Below are 19184 nucleotides of genomic sequence, written 5' to 3'. Positions count from 1 at the left end.
TCATGGAATTCCTCGATCTCGGACCTTTTTCCCGTGCGTCCGGCACGGTTCGTCTGCCCGGCTCGAAGAGCATCTCGAACCGCGTGCTGCTGCTCGCTGCGCTCGCCGAAGGCGAGACGACGATCACGAACCTGCTCGACTCCGACGACACCCGCGTGATGCTCGACGCGCTCGAAAAGCTCGGCGTACGTTTGAAGCGCGACGGCGACACCTGCGTCGTGACCGGCACGCGCGGCGCGTTCACCGCGCGTACGGCCGACCTGTTCCTCGGCAACGCGGGCACGGCAGTGCGCCCGCTGACCGCGGCGCTCGCCGTGAACGGCGGCGACTACCGGATTCACGGCGTGCCACGCATGCACGAACGGCCGATCGGCGATCTCGTCGACGGCCTGCGCCAGATCGGCGCGAAGGTCGACTACGAGCAGAACGAAGGCTATCCGCCGCTGCGCATCCGTCCCGCCCAGATCACGGCCGACGCGCCGATCCGCGTGCGCGGCGACGTGTCGAGCCAGTTCCTGACCTCGCTGCTGATGACGCTGCCGCTGCTGCGCACCGCGAGCGGCGTCACCACCGTGCAGGTCGACGGCGAACTGATCTCGAAGCCGTACATCGAGATCACGATCAAGCTGATGGCGCGCTTCGGCATCGAGGTCGAGCGCCACGGCTGGCACCAGTTCATGGTGCCGGCGGGGCAGCGGTATCAGTCGCCCGGCACGATCATGGTGGAAGGGGATGCGTCGTCGGCGTCGTATTTCCTCGCCGCGGGCGCGCTCGGCGGTGGGCCGCTAAGAGTGGAAGGCGTGGGCCGCGCGAGCATCCAGGGCGACGTCGGATTTGCCGATGCGCTGATCAAGATGGGCGCGAACCTGCAGATGGGCGACGACTGGATCGAAGTGCGTGGCGTCGGCAACGACCACGGCAAGCTCGATCCGATCGACATGGACTTTAACCTGATCCCCGATGCCGCGATGACGATCGCGGTCGCCGCGCTGTTCGCGGACGGCACGAGCACGCTGCGCAACATCGCGAGCTGGCGCGTGAAGGAAACCGACCGCATCGCCGCAATGGCGACCGAGCTGCGCAAAGTCGGTGCGAAGGTGCAGGAAGGCGAAGATTTCCTCGTCGTCACGCCGCCCAAAAAGCTGATCCCGAATGCCGCGATCGACACCTACGACGACCACCGCATGGCGATGTGCTTCTCGCTCGTGAGCCTGGGCGGCGTGCCGATCCGCATCAACGACCCGAAGTGCGTCGGCAAAACATTCCCCGATTATTTCCAGCGCTTCACCGCGCTCACACAACCCTGATGCAACCCGGATTTGCGTGCAATCCCCGATGTGCGACATTTTTAGATGAAACCGACCCGTCCCTTTCACCAGACGCCCGTCATTGCGATCGACGGCCCTAGCGCCTCCGGCAAAGGCACAGTGGCCGCGATGGTGGCCGCCAACCTCGGCTTTCACCTGCTCGACAGCGGCGCGCTGTATCGGCTCGCTGCGCTCGCGAGCCTGCGCTATGGCATTGCAGCGGACGACGTCGACGCACTTGTCAAACTGATCGACGACCTCCACATCACGTTTCGCGAGGGGCTCGCGCAGCTGGACGGGGTCGATGTATCGACGGAAATCCGCGCCGAGGATGTGGGCAGCCGCGCCTCGGCAATCGCCGTGCACGCGCCGGTGCGAACCGCGCTGGTGGCGCGCCAGCGGGCGTTTCGCAAGGAACCGGGGCTGGTCGCCGACGGCCGCGACATGGGCACTGTGATCTTCCAGGACGCCGCGCTGAAGGTGTTCATGACCGCGAGCGTCGAGGCCCGCGCGATGCGCCGGCATAAGCAATTGATCCAAAAAGGATTTTCTGCTAATATAGATGACTTGCTCCGGGATTTGCGTGAGCGCGACGAGCGTGACAGTCAGCGCGCAGCCGCGCCGCTCAAGCCCGCGGCGGATGCAAAGCTGCTTGATACCTCCGCATTGTCGGTCGACCAGGCGGTCGAGCAGGTGGTGCAATGGTATGAAGCGCTGGTCCCACATGCGTAACTGAAAACGGTCGCGCAAAAGTGGCCAGCAGCGGCAGTCCCGTTGTTGGTAGGTGCCTCGCGATGGTCGCGAAGCGTTGTTTTTAACCCTTTAACCCCGCGTGGCGTTCGCGTATTTGCCGCAGTTGCTGACCGATCCGGTGAGCCAGGCGTTGCGAAGACCATGCAAACTCTGATTTTTATGTCCGACCTGCAAACCTCTACCCCGAATACCGAATCTTTTGCGGCTCTGTTCGAAGAGTCGCTGACCAAGCAGGACATGCGCGCTGGCGAAGTGATCTCCGCCGAAGTCGTGCGTGTCGACCACAACTTCGTGGTCGTGAACGCTGGTCTGAAGTCCGAAGCCTACATCCCGCTCGAAGAGTTCCTGAACGACGCGGGCGAGGTAGAAGTGCAGGCGGGCGACTTCGTTTCCGTCGCGATCGACGCGCTGGAGAACGGCTATGGCGACACCATCCTGTCGCGTGACAAGGCGAAGCGTCTGGCTTCGTGGCTGTCGCTGGAAAAGGCGCTGGACAACAACGAACTCGTGACCGGCACGATTACGGGCAAGGTCAAGGGCGGTATGACTGTGATGGTCAACGGCATCCGCGCGTTCCTGCCGGGTTCGCTGGTTGATACGCGTCCCGTCAAGGACACGACCCCGTACGAAGGCAAGACCCTCGAATTCCGCGTCATCAAGCTCGACCGCAAGCGTAACAACGTCGTGCTGTCGCGCCGCGCTGTCATTGAGGCAACGCAAGGCGAAGAGCGCGCGAAGCTGCTCGAAACGCTGAAGGAAGGCGCGATCGTCGAAGGCGTGGTCAAGAACATCACCGACTACGGCGCGTTCGTGGACCTCGGCGGTATCGACGGCCTGCTGCACATCACCGACATCGCATGGCGTCGCGTGCGTCACCCGAGCGAAGTTCTGTCGGTTGGCCAGGAAGTCACCGCGAAGATCCTCAAGTTCGACCAGGAAAAGAACCGCGTTTCGCTCGGTATCAAGCAACTGGGCGACGATCCGTGGGAAGGCATCTCGCGCCGTTACCCGTCGGGCACGCGTCTGTTCGGTAAGGTCACCAACATCACCGACTACGGCGCATTCGTCGAAGTGGAATCGGGCATCGAAGGCCTCGTTCACGTGTCGGAAATGGACTGGACCAACAAGAACGTTGCTCCGTCGAAGGTGGTCCAGCTGGGCGACGAAGTCGAAGTCATGGTTCTCGAAATCGACGAAGACCGCCGCCGTATCAGCCTCGGCATGAAGCAGTGCAAGCCGAACCCGTGGGACGACTTCAGCCGCAACTTCAAGAAGGGCGACAAGATCAGCGGCGCCATCAAGTCGATCACCGACTTCGGCGTGTTCATCGGTCTGCCGGGCGGCATCGACGGTCTGGTTCACCTGTCGGATCTGTCGTGGAGCGAAACCGGCGAGGAAGCCGTTCGCAAGTACAAGAAGGGCGACGAAGTGGAAGCGATCGTTCTCGGCATCGACGTCGAGAAGGAACGTATTTCGCTGGGTATCAAGCAGCTCGAAGGCGACCCGTTCAGCAACTACGTTGCAATGAACGACAAGGGTTCGGTCGTCGACGGTACCGTCAAGTCGGTCGACGCGAAGGGTGCTGTTGTCCAGCTGTCGGGTGAAGTCGAAGGCTACCTGCGTGCTTCGGAAATCGCCCAAGACCGCGTGGAAGACGCTCGCAACGTGCTGAAGGAAGGCGACAAGGTCAACGCGATGATCATCAACATCGATCGCAAGTCGCGCGGCATCAACCTGTCGATCAAGGCGAAGGATTCGGCTGAGCAGCAGGAAGCCATCCGCGGTCTCGCTGCTTCGGATTCGAGCGCAGCTGCTACCGGCACGACGAACCTCGGCGCGCTGCTGAAGGCCAAGCTCGACGGCCAGAACCAGTAAGCCTGAGAGGTCTGCTGCAGTATGACCAAATCGGAATTGGTCGCCCAGCTGGCTACGCGATTTCCGCAACTTGTTCTCAAGGATGCGGATTTCGCGGTGAAGACGATGCTTGATGCGATGTCGGAGGCGCTCGCCAAAGGTCATCGCATCGAAATTCGTGGCTTCGGCAGCTTCGGCCTCAACCGCCGTCCCTCCCGCGTCGGACGCAATCCGAAGTCGGGCGAGAAGGTGCTGGTACCGGAGAAGTACGTACCGCACTTCAAGCCGGGCAAGGAATTGCGCGAGCGGGTGGATCGTCGCGCGGGCGAGCCGCTGAAGGCCGAGGAGCCGGATGACGACCTTTAATGACTCCGCTGTGTGTCTTGCAGCGTGGCATAGCTAGCGTCAGCGGCCAAAGCCAGTAGGCAAAAGACCAGGAAAAGCGCCTTCGGGCGCTTTTTTTTCGTCCATCATTTGAGAAGTGGCGCCTTCCGCTGCGGCCTTTTGCATTTCGCGAATTGCCCGTAAGTCCTGCATCCCGTCACTTGCTGCCCAGCCGCAAGGGCATCCATTACAATACGGGTCACTTCGGCGCGGGCAACACCGTGGCGCGACGCGTCATCAAGCCGGCGTCCCCCCGCAACTGCCGTGAAGAGATCTACTCATGAAATTTATCGTCTGGCTGCTACGTGTGCTGGTGTTCGTGCTGCTGCTCGTGCTCGCGCTCTCCAACACGCAACCCGCTACGCTGAATTTCCTCGCCGGCTACGTCTGGTCGGCGCCTCTGATTCTGATCGGCCTCGCGTTTTTCGTGATCGGCTTGCTCGCGGGGCTCGTGTCGGCGATGCCGGCCGTCGTGCGTCTGCGCATGGAGAACGGCCGGCTCAGGCGGGAATTGCGCGTGGCGCGCGAAACTCCCGCCGTGGTAGAGCAGCCGCCGATGCCGCCGCTAATCTGAGCTGTCTTGCGCCGCGCGGCTCTGAACGCGGCTTTTCGTTTTCGCTTTTCCGCACATTTGCATTAATCGCATGGATCTAGACTTCTGGTGGCTGCTGGTCATACCCGTCGCGTTCGCGTTCGGCTGGATGGCGGCGCGCTACGACCTCAAGACGCTGCTGTCCGAAAGCGCCAACCTGCCGCGGTCGTATTTTCGCGGTCTGAACTTTCTGCTCAACGAGCAGCCCGACCAGGCGATCGACGCATTCATCGAAGTCGTCAAGCTCGACCCTGAAACCGTCGAATTGCATTTCGCGCTCGGCAATCTGTTCCGTCGGCGCGGTGAAACTGACCGCGCGATTCGCGTGCATCAAAATCTGCTGAGCCGCGCGGACCTGCCGGTCAACGAGCGCGATCACGCGCTGTACGAACTCGGCCAGGACTTCCTGAAAGCGGGTCTGCTCGACCGTGCCGAAGAAACTTTCCGCTCGCTGCAGGCGGGCGATTACGCACTGGGTGCTCAACGCGCGCTGTTGACGATCTACGAGATCGAGAAGGACTGGGTCAAGTCGATCGATACTGCGCGGCACCTCGAAACGATGGGCGCACCGTCGCTCGACAAGGAAATCGCACAGTTCCACTGCGAACTTGCGCAGGAAGCGCTGCAGCAGAAGAAGCCGGACGAAGCGCGTCATCAGCTCAGCCTCGCGCTGCAGGCGAGCCCGACCAACGTGCGTGCGACGATCCTGTTCGGCGATGTCGACGCGGCCGGCGGCGCGCCGGAAGCGGCGATCGGGCAATGGCGCCGCGTGGAGGAGCAGAACCCCGCGTATCTTCCGCTCGTCGCCGAGAAGATCATGAAGGCGTATGAAGCGCTCGGCCGCGCGCACGAGGGCGCCGATCTGCTAACCACGTGGGTCGATCGTCATCCGAGCAACGATCTGCTCGACGTTGCGTATCAGCACGTCGCGTCGCTGCGCGGCGCCGATGCTGCGCATGCGCTCGCCCGCACGCAGATGCAGAAGTCGCCGAATCTGGCCGGCATGACGCGTCTGCTCGAAGCGCAGCAGGCCGTTGCCGAAGAGCCGCGACGCAGCGAGCTCGAACTGATGCGCACACTGATCCGCCAGCGCACCAAAAATCTGCCACGCTATACGTGCCAGAATTGTGGTTTCAGGGCCCGGCTTTTCTACTGGCAGTGCCCGGGATGCAGCGGTTGGGAAACCTATGCGCCGCGCCGCGTCGAGCCGATTGCCGCGTCGAACTGACGCCGCACGGGCGGCTGTGGCCGCGTCGGCGTTGATTGCCGCGCAAGCGCCCCGCGAATTTCGCAACGAGTTTATCGCCGGCCTCATGAGCGGCATTCATCACCGGAACCATCTACCGGACAGCGTATGAAAATCACCATTATCGGCACCGGCTATGTGGGCCTTGTCACCGGCGCGTGTCTCGCCGAAATCGGCAACGACGTCTTCTGTCTCGACGTCGATCAGCGCAAGATCGACATCCTCAACAAAGGCGGCGTGCCGATTCACGAACCGGGCTTGCAGGAGATGATCGCCCGCACGCGCGCGGCCGGCCGCATCACGTTCTCGACCGATGTCGCGGCGAGCGTCGCGCACGGCGACGTGCAGTTCATCGCGGTCGGCACGCCGCCCGACGAAGACGGCTCCGCCGACCTGCAATACGTGCTGGAAGCCGCACGCAACATCGGCCGCACGATGAACGGCTTCAAGGTGATCGTCGACAAATCGACGGTGCCGGTCGGCACCGCACAACGCGTGCGCGCCGTGATCAACGAAGAACTCGCGAAGCGCGGGCTCGCCGGCAGCGCGCAGCATCGCTTCTCGGTCGTGTCGAACCCCGAGTTCCTGAAGGAAGGGGCGGCCGTCGACGACTTCATGCGCCCCGACCGTATCGTGATCGGTATCGACGAAGACGAAGCGGGCGCACGCGCGCGCGAAATGATGAAGCGTCTGTACGCGCCGTTCAACCGCAATCACGAACGCACGCTGTACATGGACGTGCGCTCGGCCGAGTTCACCAAGTACGCGGCCAACGCGATGCTCGCCACGCGCATCTCGTTCATGAACGAGATGTCGAATCTCGCCGACAAGGTCGGCGCCGACATCGAGGCGGTGCGCCGCGGCATCGGTTCCGATCCGCGCATCGGCTATCACTTCCTGTACGCGGGCTGCGGCTACGGCGGCTCCTGCTTCCCGAAGGACGTGCAGGCGCTGATCCGCACCGCGAGCGAGAGCGGCCACAACTTGCGCATTCTCGAGGCGGTCGAGGAAGTGAACGACCAGCAGAAGGACGTGCTCGTGAACAAGATCGCCGCAAAGCTCGGCGAGGATCTGAGCGGCCGCACGTTCGCGGTGTGGGGCCTCGCGTTCAAGCCGAATACGGACGACATGCGCGAGGCGCCGAGCCGTCGCGTGATCGGCGAGCTGCTCGCGCGCGGCGCGAACGTGCGCGCGTACGATCCGGTCGCCGTGACCGAGGCGCAGCGCGTCTTCGCGATGGATCTGCATGCGGCGCCCGAGCAACTCGCACGTCTCACGTTCACGAACACTCAGGACGAAACGCTGACCGGCGCCGACGCGCTCGTCATCGTGACCGAATGGAAGGAGTTCAAGAGTCCTGATTTCGGGCACCTGAAATCGGTGCTGAAGACACCGCTGATTTTCGACGGCCGCAATCTATACGAGCCGGACGCGATGATCGAGCTCGGGATCGACTACCACGCTATTGGACGCCCCTATGCCCAACCCTCTGACCTTCCGGCCGATGCCTGAGGCCATGCCCGCGGCGCCCGCGTCCACCACGGCGCAGAAGCTCACGGTCGTGCCGCGCGGGCAGCTCAACGCGGCGCGCGTGCTGGTGGTCGGCGACGTGATGCTCGACCGATACTGGTTCGGCGACGTCAACCGCATCTCTCCGGAGGCACCCGTGCCGGTCGTGCACGTGCAGCGCCAGGAAGATCGCTTGGGCGGCGCGGCGAACGTCGCGCGCAACGCGGTCGCGCTCGGCGCGCAAGCGGGTCTGCTGTGCGTGGTCGGTCACGACGAACCCGGCGAGCGCATCGTGCAGCTGCTCGACGAAAGCGGCGTGACGCCGCATCTCGAACGCGATCCGGCCTTGCTGACGACGATCAAGCTGCGCGTGCTGTCGCGTCAGCAGCAATTGCTGCGCGTCGATTTCGAAAACTCGCCGGCGCATGAAGTGCTGCTCGCTGGGCTTGCGCGTTTCGACGAGCTGCTGCCGTCGCACGACGTGATCCTGATGTCCGACTACGCGAAGGGCGGCCTCACGCACGTCACGCAAATGATCGCGAAGGCGCACGCGGCTGGCAAACCGGTGCTCGTCGATCCGAAGGGCGACGACTGGGAGCGCTATCGCGGCGCGACGCTGATCACGCCGAATCGCGCGGAATTGCGCGAGGTCGTCGGACAATGGAAGTCCGAGGAAGACCTGATCGCGCGCGTCACGAAGCTGCGTGCCGAACTCCAGTTCAAGGCGCTGCTGCTGACGCGCTCAGAGGAGGGCATGACACTCTTCGCCGACGATGGCATCCTGCACGCGTCGGCCGTTGCACGCGAAGTGTATGATGTCTCGGGCGCGGGCGACACCGTGATCGCGACGCTTGCCGCGATGCTCGGCGCGGGTCTTTCGCTGGTCGACGCGGTCGGACTCGCGAATCGCGCGGCCGGCATCGTGGTCGGCAAACTGGGCACCGCCACCGTCGACTACGACGAACTCTTCTCCTGATGCAGCCCGCGGGGCGCCGTCGTCCGACGGACCAGCGAACCCCGCGCGGCGTTGACTGAACGAAGCTCACTACAAAGCTCACTACGGCAGGATCATCATGACCGTCATCGTCACCGGCGCGGCCGGTTTTATCGGCAGCAATCTCGTGAAGGCGCTCAACGAGCGCGGCGAACGACGCATCATCGCGGTCGACAACCTCACGCGCGCGGACAAGTTCAGGAATCTGGTCGACTGCGAAATCGACGACTATCTCGACAAAACCGAATTCGTCGAGCGCTTCAGGCGCGGCGACTTCGGCAAAGTGCGCGCGATCTTCCACGAAGGCGCCTGCTCGGACACGATGGAAACCGACGGCCGCTACATGATGGACAACAACTACCGCTATAGCCGCGACGTGCTCGACATCTGCCTCGCGCAGGACGTCCAGTTCCTGTATGCGTCGTCGGCAGCGACGTATGGCGGTTCGAGCCGCTTCGTCGAGGAGCGCGAGGTCGAGCAGCCGCTCAACGTGTACGGTTATTCGAAGTTCCTGTTCGACCAGGTGATTCGCCGCGTGCTGCCCACGGCCAAAAGCCAGATCGTGGGCTTCCGCTATTTCAACGTGTACGGTCCGCGCGAAACGCATAAGGCGCGCATGGCATCGGTCGCGTTTCACAACTTCAACCAGTTCCGCGCCGAGGGCAAGGTCAAGCTGTTCGGCGAATACAACGGCTATGCGGCCGGTGAGCAGACACGCGATTTCATCTCCGTCGAAGACGTCGTCAAGGTCAATCTGTTCTTCTTCGATCATCCGGAAAAGTCCGGCATTTTCAATCTCGGCACCGGCCGCGCACAGCCGTTCAACGACATCGCGAGCACCGTGGTCAACACGCTGCGCGCGCTGAACAACGAGCCGGCGCTGTCGCTCGCGGATCAGGTGCAACGCGGGCTGATCGAATACATTCCGTTCCCCGACGCGCTGCGCGGCAAGTATCAGTGCTTCACGCAGGCCGATCAGTCGAAGCTGCGCGCGGCCGGCTACGACGCGCCGTTTCTGAGCGTTCAGGAAGGTGTCGATCGTTACGTGCGTTGGCTGTTCGGCCAGGTGTAATTAGTACGCCGTCCTCTTTAAACTGGAATCTCCTGGCCGGTGATGGTCGCCGGCCAGTGGCAACAGGGAGATTCCAATATGTTTCGAAAAGTACTGGTTACCGCGGCGATGCTCGCCGCTTTCGGCCACGCGTATGCGGCGGTCGACGTCAACACGGCTAACGAAGACGCGCTGCGCGGCATCAAGGGCATCGGTCCGGCAAAAGCCAAAGCGATCGTCGACGAACGTAATGCGCACGGCCCGTTCAAGGACGCGGCCGATCTCGGCAAGCGCGTCAAGGGCATGGGCGGGCACACCATCGAGCGCCTGCAGGCGGAGGGTCTCGCTGTCGGACCGGCTGGCGCGGCTGCTAGCACGCAGGTTGCGGCAGCTGCAGCGGGCAAGGAGCCGGCCGCTGCGGCCGCGCCCGCCGCCGCGCAGAAGGGCGCCGCCGCAGTGGCGGTGAAGAAGTAAGCGGCCGCGAGCCTTGCGCGTGCGATGCTGACGAGCGGCTTGCGGCGCGCAGGGTCCGCGAACATCCCATTGCTTCGATTTGCACACATCACGTCCCGCGGCTCGCAGCCGCGGGCTTTTTGCGCAGCAAGCGGCATGCATCCATGCGGACAGAAGGGCTGCAGGGCAGCGCCGGAGATCGTGGTTTAGAATCGATGGATTAAAGACACTCTTTCGCGCATCGATCGCTAGACCCCATATGGCATACAAAACGATTGAAGACACGGTCGGCAACACGCCGCTCGTACAACTCGTCCGGCTTCCAGACGACGAGATCCGCAGCCGCAACAATGTGATCCTCGCGAAGCTCGAGGGCAACAATCCGGCGGGTTCGGTGAAGGACCGTCCGGCATTGTCGATGATCAAGAAGGCCGAGGCGCGCGGGCGCATCAAGCCGGGCGACAAGCTGATCGAATCGACCAGCGGCAATACCGGCATTGCACTCGCAATGGCAGCGGCGGTCCGCGGCTACAAGATGGTGCTCATCATGCCGGAAGATCTGTCGGTGGAGCGCCGTCAGAGCATGGCCGCCTACGGTGCGGAAATCATTCTGACGCCGGTCAAAGGCGGCATGGAGTACGCGCGCGATCTCGCGGAGCAGATGCAGCGCGAAGGCAAGGGCATCATCCTCGATCAGTTCGCGAACCCGGACAATCCGGCTTCTCACATCGAAGGCACCGGCCCGGAAATCTGGCGTGACACGGAAGGACGCATCACGCACTTCGTGTCGTCGATGGGCACGACCGGCACGATCATGGGCGTATCCACGTATCTGAAAACGCAGAATCAGCAGATCGAAATCATCGGCGCGCAGCCGGAAGAGGGCTCGCGTATTCCGGGTATTCGCAAGTGGCCGGAAGCGTATCTGCCGAAAATCTTCGACCGTAGCCGCGTCGACCGTGTGGAGAATGTCAGCCAATCCGCGGCCGAGGCAATGGCGCGCCGCCTGGCATCGGTCGAAGGCATCTTTGCGGGCATTTCGTCGGGTGGTGCGTGCGAAGTCGCACTTCGCATCGCGCGTCAGGTCGAGAACGCGACCATCGTTTTCATCGTCTGCGATCGCGGCGACCGGTATCTGTCCACGGGGGTATTTCCCGCGTAAGCGGGTCGGCGGGCGCCTTCGGGTGCGCACGAGCCAATAAAAAGCGCCGGTCGAGCCGGCGCTTCTTTTGCGTCTTTCAACGCGAGGTGCACACGGCGACTCGCGGTGCCACTCACTGCGAATTCGAGTTCGACTGATCCGCCCCACCTTGCGACGCGCCGCCATTGTTGGCCGCTTTCGCGGCATTCGCCGTGTCGATCGCTTCCATCTGCGCCTTGACCTTCTGACCGAGCTGATACACCGCGAGCGCATAGAAGAAGCTGCGGTTGTAGCGGGTGAGCACGTAGAAGTTCTTCAGGCCGAGCACGAACTCGGTGCCGCGCCCCGGCGTCGGCAGATCGACCACCGTGACCGGCGTACCCGCTTCGGAAGCAATGTCGACGTTCGGCTCGTTCAGCACGAGGCCGGCGCGCAGCAACTGGTCGAGCGGCCAGTGCGGCTCCGGCTGCCCAGTGGCCGCCGCCTGCGCGACACCGAGGCTGCCCGCGTCCGAGCCGATTCGCCATACCACCGGCCGGCCGCTTTCCCAGCCGTTCTGGCGCAGATAGTTCGCGACGCTGCCGATCGCGTCGGCATCACTCGTGCGCAGATCGATGTGCTTGTTGCCCTCGTAGTCGACCGCGTACTGGACGATGCTGCTCGGCAGGAACTGCGGAATGCCGATCGCGCCCGTGTACGAGCCGAGCACCGTGTTCGGGTCGATCTGCGCATCGCGCGTCCACACCAGGTAGTCTTCGAGATTCTTGCGGAAGGTCGCCTGGCGGTCCGCCCGATTCGCGGTGTTCGGATAGTCGAAGCTCAGCGTGGTCAGCGCATCGAGCACGCGGAAATTACCCATGTAGCGCCCGTAGATCGTCTCGACGCCGATGATGCCGACGACCATCTCCGGCGGCACGCCGAACTCCTGATACGCGCGCTGCAGCGTGGCCCGGTTCTCGCGCCAGAACTGCACGCCGGCGTTGATGCGCACCGGGTCGAGGAAGCGCGCCTGATACGAGCGCCAGTTCTTGACCGACGGAGTCAGCGACGGCGTGACCAGCTTCACCGCGGTCGCCGAGTAGCTGACGCTGTCGAACAACGCGTGCAGCGACGCTTCGTCGAAATCGTAGCGCGCGACCATCTCGTTGATGAACGCATCGACGTTCGCGTTGTTCGCATAGCGCTGCGGAATGATCTCTTCCTCAAACGTTTGCCCTTGCGGTACCGGCTGTTGCGGCTGGCTCTGCGCGAGCTGCACCGAGGCTTTGCGCGCGGCGCTTTGTGCGCTCGCGGGATTTGCTGCGATAAACATGCACGATGCGACGGTCAGTGAGGCGGCGAGGGTGTTGAGGCGAAGCCGGTTGCGTGGGGATCCTGCGGACAGAGCAAGCTTGACGGTCATGGTGAGCAGTGAGCGCGATGCGTGAAAGGCTGGAAGCAGTCGGAAAGCGGCAGGAACGAAACGGCGAATAACGGGTCGGGGAAGTATACCCGACGGCTCCCGCAAAACCGTGCTGAATCGGCGACAGCGGCGTCGTGTGGTAACTTGACGAATGTAGGCGCGCGGGGGCGCGCGCCGCTCGACGGAGACACGCCGCGCGCGCAGTTGATGCGCCGCGCCGTAGAAGAGACGCACAACACGAACTATGGCAACAGGTTTCTATTCCCACCCCGACTGTCTGCTGCACGACATGGGACAGTGGCATCCCGAGTGCCCCGCGCGGCTGCAGGCGATCGAGGATCAGCTGATCGCGAGCCGCATCGACGCGTTGATCGAGCGCGAGCCGGCGCCGCTCGTCGACGAGGCCGCGCTGCTGCGCGTGCACACGCAGGCGCACGTCGACTACATCCGCGGTCGCTCGCCGCTCGAGGGCGTCGCCGAAATCGATCCCGACACGACGATGAATCCGCACACGTTGCGGGCCGCGTTGCGCGCGGCGGGCGCGGCGGTCGCCGCCACCGACGCGGTGATCGAAGGCCGCTACGACAACGCGTTCTGCAGCGTGCGCCCGCCCGGCCATCACGCGGAGCCGGCGCGCGCGATGGGCTTCTGCTTCTTCAACAACGTCGCGATCGCCGCCCGCCACGCGCTCGACGTGCATGGTCTCGCGCGGGTCGCCATCATCGACTTCGACGTGCATCACGGCAACGGTACCGAGGCCGCATTCGCGGGCGACCCGCGCGTGCTGATGTGCAGCATCTTTCAGCACCCGTTCTATCCGTTCACCGGCGCCGACAATCAGGCGTCCAACATGTGCAACGTGCCGATGCCGGCACGCTCGAACGGCATGGCCGTGCGCGAAGCGGTCCATATGCTGTGGTTGCCGCGCCTGCACGAGTTCAGGCCGGAGATGCTGTTCATCTCGGCCGGCTTCGACGCGCATCGCGAGGACGACCTCGGCAACATGGGCCTCGTCGAAGACGATTACGCGTGGATTACGGGCCAGGTGTGCGAGATCGCGCGGCGCTATGCGCGCGGGCGCATCGTCAGTTGTCTCGAGGGCGGCTACAACCTGTCGGCGCTCGGGCGCAGCGTGGTCGCGCACGTGCGCTCGCTCGCCGAGATCTGAGCCATGAAAGTCAACCCCGTCAATAGCGGCGACGCGTCGCTGGTCACGATCGAACGCGACGCGTATCAGGTACCGGGCGTCGTGCGCGTAACGATGAACCGGCCCGATGCGTTCAACGCGCTGTCCGAAGCGCTGCTCGAAGAGCTTCAGCAGACGCTGACCGACATCGCGAAGACCGATGCTCGCGTGGTCGTGATCGCCGGCGCGGGCCGCGCGTTCTGCGCGGGGCACGATCTGAAGGAAATGCGCGCGGCGCCGTCGCTCGCGTACTACCAGCAGCTGTTCGCGCGCTGCACGAAGCTAATGCTGACCATCCAGCGTATGCCGCAGCCGGTGATCGCGCGCGTGCACGGCATCGCGACCGCGGCCGGCTGCCAGCTCGTCGCCATGTGCGATCTCGCGGTCGCCGCCGATACCGCGCGCTTCGCCGTTTCGGGCGTGAACCTCGGATTATTCTGTGCGACACCATCGGTGCCGCTGTCGCGCAACCTGTCGCGCAAGGCCGCGCTCGAAATGCTGCTGACCGGCGATTTCATCGACGCTGCCGAAGCCCGCAAGCAGGGGCTCCTGAACCGCGTCGCCCCAGCCGATGCGCTCGACGACGAAGTCGCGCGGCTCGCCGCGAGCATCTGCGCGAAGCCGGTCGAAGCGGTCAGCGCGGGCAAGGGCCTGTTCTACCGCCAGCTCGAAATGGGCATCGAGGCCGCGTACCAGCTCGCCGGGCAGACGATGGCCTGCAACATGATGGACGACTCGGCGCTCGAAGGCGTGCAGGCTTTCATCGACAAACGCGCGCCGGAATGGAAGCGCTAGCCGACGGCTAGCCGGCGCCGCATCTTTTCAACTTCGTCCCACCGACCGTCTTTCGATCCAATCGACCAACGCCGCGATCACCCGATCGCGGTCGAGGTCGTTCATCGTCTCGTGATAGCTGCCCTCGTGCAGCGTGAGCGTCTTGTCAGGCGAGCCCGCGTGCTCGCCGAACGCGCGGCTGCCGTCGGGCTCGGTCAATTTGTCTTCGGTGCCATGAAACACGAGCAGCGGCATGCGCAGCCCCGCGCGGCCACGTTCGATGCGCGCCATCGCGAGCAGCAGCTCGGCGCCCGTGCGCGCCGGAATCGCGTCGTGATGCACGAGCGGATCGTTGAGATTGGCTTTGACCACCGGCTGAAGGCGCGACAGCAGCGCCGGGTCGATCTTCATCGCCGGGAAGCCCGGATAGACGCGGCTGATCACCTGGCTCAGCGCGAGCATCCATTTCGGCACGTCGCGCCCCGGCGCAAGCGCGGGGCTCGACAGGATCAGACCACTCAGGCGCCGCCCGCTCGCGTCGAGACGTTCGATCGCGTACAGCGCGGCCACCGCGCCACCCATGCTGTGACCCATCAGGAATAGCGGCGCGCAGCTTTGCGCGGCGGCGTCGAGCAGCGCCTGCGCATCGAGCAGGTAGTCGTCGAAGCGTTTCACATAAACGCGCCTGCCGGGCGCGTGGCCGTGGCCGCGCAGATCGATCGCGACGAGTTCGATGCCCGCCGCGTTGAGCCGGTCCGCTACGGCCGCGTAACGGCCGGCATGCTCGGCGAGACCGTGCAGCAGCGCGACCGTCGCCCGTATCGGCCCGTTCGGCTGCCAGCGATACAGTGGCAACTCGATGCCATCGCCGGTCGTGACCGACGCGCGCTGCGGCGCGTCTTTATTAAGACTGCCGGCGCTCGCGCGCACGGTGTGGCTCGGGGAAGTCTGCATGGCGGCAGCCTGTGCGGAAGGGGGTGGCCCGATCATAGTCGCAGCGGCGCGATGCGCGCGAGCTTTGTGCATAACACGCGGCTCTAATGCCCTGTGGTTATGAAAAGATCGGAATTGATTATTAAACGGTATGTCGCCGCTGCTGTAGAATGTCAACCTTAAATCCCAATAAAAGAAACGGCGGCCGCTTGTCGGGAGCACGACGCTCGCCGGCAGCCTCCGCCGTTTTCGTTTGTCCATGATCGAAATACGCAATGTTTCCCAGCGGTTCGCCGGACCCCGGGGCTGGGTCGAGGCGCTGCACAACGTCAATCTGACAATTCCGGCGGGCGAGGTGTTCGGCATCATCGGCCGCAGCGGCGCCGGCAAGAGCACGCTCGTGCGCACGATCAACCTGCTGACGCGCCCATCCGAGGGCAACATCCTCGTCAACGGCCGCGATCTGACGACGCTGCCCGCCGCGCAACTGCGCGACGCGCGTCGCGAGATCGGCATGATCTTCCAGCACTTCAATCTGTTGTCGTCGCGCACCGTGTACGAGAACGTCGCGCTGCCGCTCGAACTGGCCGGCCTGAAGCGCGACGAAATCGAGGCGAACGTGCTGCCGCTGCTCGAGCTCGTCGGTCTGTCGGCGCAGAAAGACCGCTATCCGGCGCAGATCAGCGGCGGGCAGAAGCAGCGTGTGGGTATCGCGCGGGCGCTCGCGAGCAAGCCGAAGGTGCTGCTGTCGGACGAGGCGACCTCCGCTCTCGATCCCGAAACCACGCGCGCCATTCTTGATCTGCTGAAGCGCATCAACCGCGAACTGAACCTGACGGTCGTGCTGATCACTCACCAGATGGACGTGATCAAGCAGGTCTGCGATCGCGTCGCGGTGCTCGACGCGGGCCGCGTCGTCGAACAGGGCAAGGTGATCGAGGTGTTCCTGCAACCGCACCACGAAGTCACGCGCGCGCTGATCGGCGACGTGATTGCGCAAGATTTGCCGCCCGCCATGAAGGCGCGCGTCGCACAGCGCCTGAAGACCGGCAGCGGCCATCTGCTGCGCCTCGCGTTCACCGGTTCGGGCGTCGATCAGCCAATCCTGTCGGAGACGATTCGCCGCTACGAACTCGACTTCAATATCCTGCACGGCCAGATCGATGAAATCCAGGGGCAGGCGTTCGGCTCGCTCGCGGTTCTGGCGGGCGGCGATCCGGCCAAGGTCGCGCAGGCGATCACGTTTCTGCGCGAGCAGGGTGTCGTAGTGGAGGAGCTCTCGCATGTTGAGTGAAATGTTCGATATGTTCGTCCAGTCGTTCTGGGAGACGCTGATCATGGTCGGCATTTCCGGACTGATTGGCGCCGTGGTTGGCGTTCCGCTCGGCGTGCTGCTGTATCTGACCGACCGCCAGGGCGTGCTCGAAAACGTCGCGGTGAATCGCGTGATGGGCGTGATCGTCAATGCGGTGCGCTCCACACCGTTCATCATCCTGCTGGTCGCGGTGATTCCGTTTACGCGGCTCGTCGTCGGGTCGTCGATCGGCACCGCGGCCGCGATCGTGCCGCTGACGATCGCCGCGGCGCCGTTCATCGCGCGTCTGGTCGAGACGGCGCTGCGCGAGGTCGATCGCGGGCTCATCGAGGCGGCCCAGGCGATGGGTGCGACCACCAGCCAGATCGTCTTCAAGGTGCTGCTGCCGGAATCGCTGCCGGGCGTAGTCGCTGGCTTGACGATCACGTTCGTATCGCTGGTCGGCTATTCGGCGATGGCGGGCGCGATCGGCGGCGGTGGTCTTGGCGACCTCGGCATCCGCTACGGCTATCAGCGCTTCCTGCCGGAAGTGATGCTCGCGGTCGTGCTGATCCTGATCGTGTTCGTGCAACTGGTGCAGTCGTTTGGGGATTGGCTCGTGCGTCGTTTGAGCCATAAATAAACAAGGGCGTTCGGAAGCCCGCTAATAGAGATTCGGAAAAGGTCCATCATGCAACGTCGCTTCATTCTCAAGCTGGCTGCCGCGCTCGGCGCGGCAACGCTTTTCGCCACCACCGCGGCGCATGCCGACGACACGATCAAGGTCGGCGTCACCGGCGGCCCGCACGCGCAGATCATGGACGTCGTGAAGACGGTCGCCGCGAAGAACGGCCTCACCATCAAGATCGTCGAATTTTCCGATTACGTGCAGCCGAACGCGGCGCTCGCGAGCGGCGATCTGGACGCGAACAGCTATCAGCACGACCCGTACTTGCAGGCGCAGGTGAAGGACCGTGGCTACAAGCTGATCCGTATCGCCGATACGGTCACGTTCCCGATGGGCATCTACTCGAAGAAGGTGAAGTCGCTCGCCGAACTGCAGCCGGGCGCGAAGATCGCCGTGCCGAACGACCCGACCAACGGCGGCCGCGCGCTTCTGTTGCTGCAGAAGCAGGGCTTGCTGAAGCTGCGCGCCGATGCCGGCCTGAAGGCGACGCCGCTCGACATCGTCGACAATCCGAAGAGGCTGAAGATCGTCGAGCTCGATGCGGCGCAGATTCCGCGTTCGCTGGGCGACGTCGATGCCGCCGCGATCAACACCAACTTCGCGATGGAAGCAGGCCTCAAGCCGAAGCAGGACGCGATCGCCATCGAAGACCCCAAGGGTCCGTACGTGAACGTGATCGCGATTCGCGAAGCGGACAAGAACAAGCCGTGGGTCGCGAAGCTCGTCGCGGCGTACCACTCGCCGGAAGTGAAGCAGTTCGTCGACAGCAAATTCGGCGGCTCGGTGATCACTTCCTGGTGATGCGATGGTCCACGGACCTGGCAGAACACGACGGCAATGCGAAATTAGAGGTCGGAGTCGGAACCCGGGGTTGTCTCCCGGGTTTTTTAGAGATTAAAATAGAACGATCGTTCGATATTGTCGTCAAGCCGCGGAGGAGCGATATCCTTCCGCAAAGCGCCCGCGACACGGCTGCCATGAGGGCAGTCGCTATAATGTTTGTCGGGTTGACGTATTCGTAACTTTGGAGCGTGTGCATGAAAATTCTGGTGCCAGTGAAAAGAGTGGTCGACTACAACGTGAAGGTCCGCGTGAAATCGGACGGCACGGGCGTCGATATTGCGAACGTGAAAATGTCGATGAATCCGTTCGACGAAATCGCGGTTGAAGAAGCCGTGCGTCTGAAGGAAGCGGGCGTCGCGACCGAGGTGATCGCCGTCTCGGCCGGTGTGACGCAGTCGCAGGAAACGCTGCGCACCGCGCTCGCAATCGGCGCGGACCGCGCGATCCTGATCGAATCGAACGAAGACCTGCAGCCGCTGGCCGTTGCCAAGCTGCTCAAGGCGCTGGTCGACAAGGAACAGCCGCAGCTGGTAATCCTCGGCAAACAGGCCATCGACGACGACTCGAATCAGACCGGCCAGATGCTCGCCGCGCTCGCGAACCTGCCGCAGGCGACGTTCGCGTCGAAGGTGGTCGTGGCGGACGGCAAGGCAACGGTGTCGCGCGAAGTGGATGGCGGCGCGGAAACGCTGTCGCTGACGCTGCCGGCCGTGGTCACGACCGATCTGCGCCTGAACGAGCCGCGCTACGTGACGCTGCCGAACATCATGAAGGCCAAGA

General features: G+C 63.8%; 19 protein-coding genes. 17 read left to right on the top strand and 2 right to left on the bottom strand.

Translation table 11 applies throughout. The features are described 5' to 3' along the window. Nucleotides 1-2 precede the first annotated feature (2 nt). The 11 genes from aroA (at nt 3) to cysM (ending at nt 11305) form a co-directional block, all read left to right on the top strand. Nucleotides 3-1307 (top strand): 3-phosphoshikimate 1-carboxyvinyltransferase, encoded by a 1305-nt coding sequence (aroA, locus tag AB3X89_RS31630; protein ID WP_368586778.1) that lies wholly within the window; start codon nt 3-5, stop codon nt 1305-1307. 45 nt (nt 1308-1352) lie between these two features. Continuing rightward, nucleotides 1353-2039: a (d)CMP kinase gene (gene cmk / locus AB3X89_RS31625; protein WP_368586777.1), complete on the top strand. Its 687-nt coding sequence runs from the start codon at nt 1353-1355 to the stop codon at nt 2037-2039. Nucleotides 2040-2201: 162 nt separating this feature from the next. Further along, nucleotides 2202-3935 carry a 30S ribosomal protein S1 gene (rpsA, locus tag AB3X89_RS31620; protein ID WP_008921410.1) on the top strand — a complete coding sequence of 578 codons (1734 nt, stop codon included), beginning with the start codon at nt 2202-2204 and terminating at the stop codon, nt 3933-3935. Between the two features lie 21 nt (nt 3936-3956). Then, on the top strand, nt 3957-4280 hold the full coding sequence (locus AB3X89_RS31615; protein ID WP_006050255.1) for an integration host factor subunit beta: 324 nt from the start codon (nt 3957-3959) through the stop codon (nt 4278-4280). Between the two features lie 298 nt (nt 4281-4578). Next, the gene (locus AB3X89_RS31610; RefSeq protein WP_368586776.1) at nt 4579-4872 is read left to right on the top strand and encodes a lipopolysaccharide assembly LapA domain-containing protein; all 294 of its coding nucleotides are present in this window, start codon (nt 4579-4581) and stop codon (nt 4870-4872) included. 70 nt (nt 4873-4942) lie between these two features. Beyond that, a complete protein-coding gene (lapB, locus tag AB3X89_RS31605) occupies nt 4943-6118 on the top strand; it encodes a lipopolysaccharide assembly protein LapB (protein WP_368586775.1) in 1176 nt (391 codons plus the stop codon). Between the two features lie 126 nt (nt 6119-6244). Further along, nucleotides 6245-7648 (top strand): UDP-glucose/GDP-mannose dehydrogenase family protein, encoded by a 1404-nt coding sequence (locus AB3X89_RS31600; protein WP_368586774.1) that lies wholly within the window; start codon nt 6245-6247, stop codon nt 7646-7648. Continuing rightward, the gene (gene rfaE1 / locus AB3X89_RS31595) at nt 7614-8621 is read left to right on the top strand and encodes a D-glycero-beta-D-manno-heptose-7-phosphate kinase (RefSeq protein ID WP_368586773.1); all 1008 of its coding nucleotides are present in this window, start codon (nt 7614-7616) and stop codon (nt 8619-8621) included. The genes AB3X89_RS31600 and rfaE1 overlap by 35 nt, the downstream gene beginning before the upstream one ends. 97 nt (nt 8622-8718) lie before the next feature. Further along, nucleotides 8719-9711 carry an ADP-glyceromanno-heptose 6-epimerase gene (gene rfaD, locus AB3X89_RS31590; RefSeq protein ID WP_368586772.1) on the top strand — a complete coding sequence of 331 codons (993 nt, stop codon included), beginning with the start codon at nt 8719-8721 and terminating at the stop codon, nt 9709-9711. 78 nt (nt 9712-9789) lie between these two features. Then, the gene (locus AB3X89_RS31585) at nt 9790-10164 is read left to right on the top strand and encodes a helix-hairpin-helix domain-containing protein (protein ID WP_026228728.1); all 375 of its coding nucleotides are present in this window, start codon (nt 9790-9792) and stop codon (nt 10162-10164) included. A gap of 238 nt (nt 10165-10402) precedes the next feature. Then, on the top strand, nt 10403-11305 hold the full coding sequence (gene cysM, locus AB3X89_RS31580; protein WP_368586771.1) for a cysteine synthase CysM: 903 nt from the start codon (nt 10403-10405) through the stop codon (nt 11303-11305). A 112-nt stretch (nt 11306-11417) separates the two neighbouring features. On the opposite strand, the gene mltB is transcribed toward cysM, so the two are convergent. Next, nucleotides 11418-12596: a lytic murein transglycosylase B gene (gene mltB, locus AB3X89_RS31575; protein ID WP_368586770.1), complete on the bottom strand. Its 1179-nt coding sequence runs from the start codon at nt 12594-12596 to the stop codon at nt 11418-11420. Between the two features lie 334 nt (nt 12597-12930). On the opposite strand from mltB, the gene AB3X89_RS31570 reads away from it, so the two are divergent. Beyond that, on the top strand, nt 12931-13854 hold the full coding sequence (locus tag AB3X89_RS31570; RefSeq protein WP_368586769.1) for a histone deacetylase family protein: 924 nt from the start codon (nt 12931-12933) through the stop codon (nt 13852-13854). A gap of 3 nt (nt 13855-13857) precedes the next feature. Next, nucleotides 13858-14667 carry an enoyl-CoA hydratase gene (locus AB3X89_RS31565; RefSeq protein WP_368586768.1) on the top strand — a complete coding sequence of 270 codons (810 nt, stop codon included), beginning with the start codon at nt 13858-13860 and terminating at the stop codon, nt 14665-14667. A 27-nt stretch (nt 14668-14694) separates the two neighbouring features. Here AB3X89_RS31565 and AB3X89_RS31560 read toward each other — a convergent pair whose 3' ends face one another. Beyond that, entirely contained in the window at nt 14695-15600 is a 906-nt protein-coding gene (locus AB3X89_RS31560) for a lysophospholipase (RefSeq protein ID WP_368586767.1), read from the bottom strand. A 238-nt stretch (nt 15601-15838) separates the two neighbouring features. Between AB3X89_RS31560 and AB3X89_RS31555 the strand changes: the two genes are divergently transcribed. The 4 genes from AB3X89_RS31555 to AB3X89_RS31540 form a co-directional block, all read left to right on the top strand. Beyond that, on the top strand, nt 15839-16873 hold the full coding sequence (locus tag AB3X89_RS31555) for a methionine ABC transporter ATP-binding protein (RefSeq protein ID WP_368586766.1): 1035 nt from the start codon (nt 15839-15841) through the stop codon (nt 16871-16873). Continuing rightward, complete coding sequence (locus tag AB3X89_RS31550) at nt 16863-17516, top strand: methionine ABC transporter permease (RefSeq protein ID WP_008924321.1); 654 nt, start codon at nt 16863-16865, stop codon at nt 17514-17516. Before AB3X89_RS31555 ends, AB3X89_RS31550 begins: the two co-directional genes overlap by 11 nt. A 48-nt stretch (nt 17517-17564) precedes the next feature. Continuing rightward, complete coding sequence (locus tag AB3X89_RS31545; RefSeq protein ID WP_368586765.1) at nt 17565-18362, top strand: MetQ/NlpA family ABC transporter substrate-binding protein; 798 nt, start codon at nt 17565-17567, stop codon at nt 18360-18362. 236 nt (nt 18363-18598) lie between these two features. After that, the coding region (locus AB3X89_RS31540) for an electron transfer flavoprotein subunit beta/FixA family protein (RefSeq protein ID WP_368586764.1) at nt 18599-19184 on the top strand (586 nt) is incomplete at its 3' end.

Origin of the sequence: Paraburkholderia sp. BR14320 (assembly GCF_040948665.1) — a bacterium.
In the GTDB taxonomy this organism is placed as follows: Bacteria; Pseudomonadota; Gammaproteobacteria; order Burkholderiales; family Burkholderiaceae; genus Paraburkholderia; species Paraburkholderia youngii.
This window is presented reverse-complemented; position numbering and strand designations above follow the sequence as displayed.

What these genes read in the sequence shown, in the direction of transcription:
- aroA (WP_368586778.1), top strand. Translation starts at nt 3, where the DNA reads ATGGAATTCCTCGATCTCGGACCTTTTTCCCGTGCGTCCGGCACGGTT.
- cmk (WP_368586777.1), top strand. Translation starts at nt 1,353, where the DNA reads ATGAAACCGACCCGTCCCTTTCACCAGACGCCCGTCATTGCGATCGAC.
- rpsA (WP_008921410.1), top strand. Translation starts at nt 2,202, where the DNA reads ATGCAAACTCTGATTTTTATGTCCGACCTGCAAACCTCTACCCCGAAT.
- AB3X89_RS31615 (WP_006050255.1), top strand. Translation starts at nt 3,957, where the DNA reads ATGACCAAATCGGAATTGGTCGCCCAGCTGGCTACGCGATTTCCGCAA.
- AB3X89_RS31610 (WP_368586776.1), top strand. Translation starts at nt 4,579, where the DNA reads ATGAAATTTATCGTCTGGCTGCTACGTGTGCTGGTGTTCGTGCTGCTG.
- lapB (WP_368586775.1), top strand. Translation starts at nt 4,943, where the DNA reads ATGGATCTAGACTTCTGGTGGCTGCTGGTCATACCCGTCGCGTTCGCG.
- AB3X89_RS31600 (WP_368586774.1), top strand. Translation starts at nt 6,245, where the DNA reads ATGAAAATCACCATTATCGGCACCGGCTATGTGGGCCTTGTCACCGGC.
- rfaE1 (WP_368586773.1), top strand. Translation starts at nt 7,614, where the DNA reads ATGCCCAACCCTCTGACCTTCCGGCCGATGCCTGAGGCCATGCCCGCG.
- rfaD (WP_368586772.1), top strand. Translation starts at nt 8,719, where the DNA reads ATGACCGTCATCGTCACCGGCGCGGCCGGTTTTATCGGCAGCAATCTC.
- AB3X89_RS31585 (WP_026228728.1), top strand. Translation starts at nt 9,790, where the DNA reads ATGTTTCGAAAAGTACTGGTTACCGCGGCGATGCTCGCCGCTTTCGGC.
- cysM (WP_368586771.1), top strand. Translation starts at nt 10,403, where the DNA reads ATGGCATACAAAACGATTGAAGACACGGTCGGCAACACGCCGCTCGTA.
- mltB (WP_368586770.1), bottom strand. Translation starts at nt 12,596, where the DNA reads ATGTTTATCGCAGCAAATCCCGCGAGCGCACAAAGCGCCGCGCGCAAA.
- AB3X89_RS31570 (WP_368586769.1), top strand. Translation starts at nt 12,931, where the DNA reads ATGGCAACAGGTTTCTATTCCCACCCCGACTGTCTGCTGCACGACATG.
- AB3X89_RS31565 (WP_368586768.1), top strand. Translation starts at nt 13,858, where the DNA reads ATGAAAGTCAACCCCGTCAATAGCGGCGACGCGTCGCTGGTCACGATC.
- AB3X89_RS31560 (WP_368586767.1), bottom strand. Translation starts at nt 15,600, where the DNA reads ATGCAGACTTCCCCGAGCCACACCGTGCGCGCGAGCGCCGGCAGTCTT.
- AB3X89_RS31555 (WP_368586766.1), top strand. Translation starts at nt 15,839, where the DNA reads ATGATCGAAATACGCAATGTTTCCCAGCGGTTCGCCGGACCCCGGGGC.
- AB3X89_RS31550 (WP_008924321.1), top strand. Translation starts at nt 16,863, where the DNA reads ATGTTGAGTGAAATGTTCGATATGTTCGTCCAGTCGTTCTGGGAGACG.
- AB3X89_RS31545 (WP_368586765.1), top strand. Translation starts at nt 17,565, where the DNA reads ATGCAACGTCGCTTCATTCTCAAGCTGGCTGCCGCGCTCGGCGCGGCA.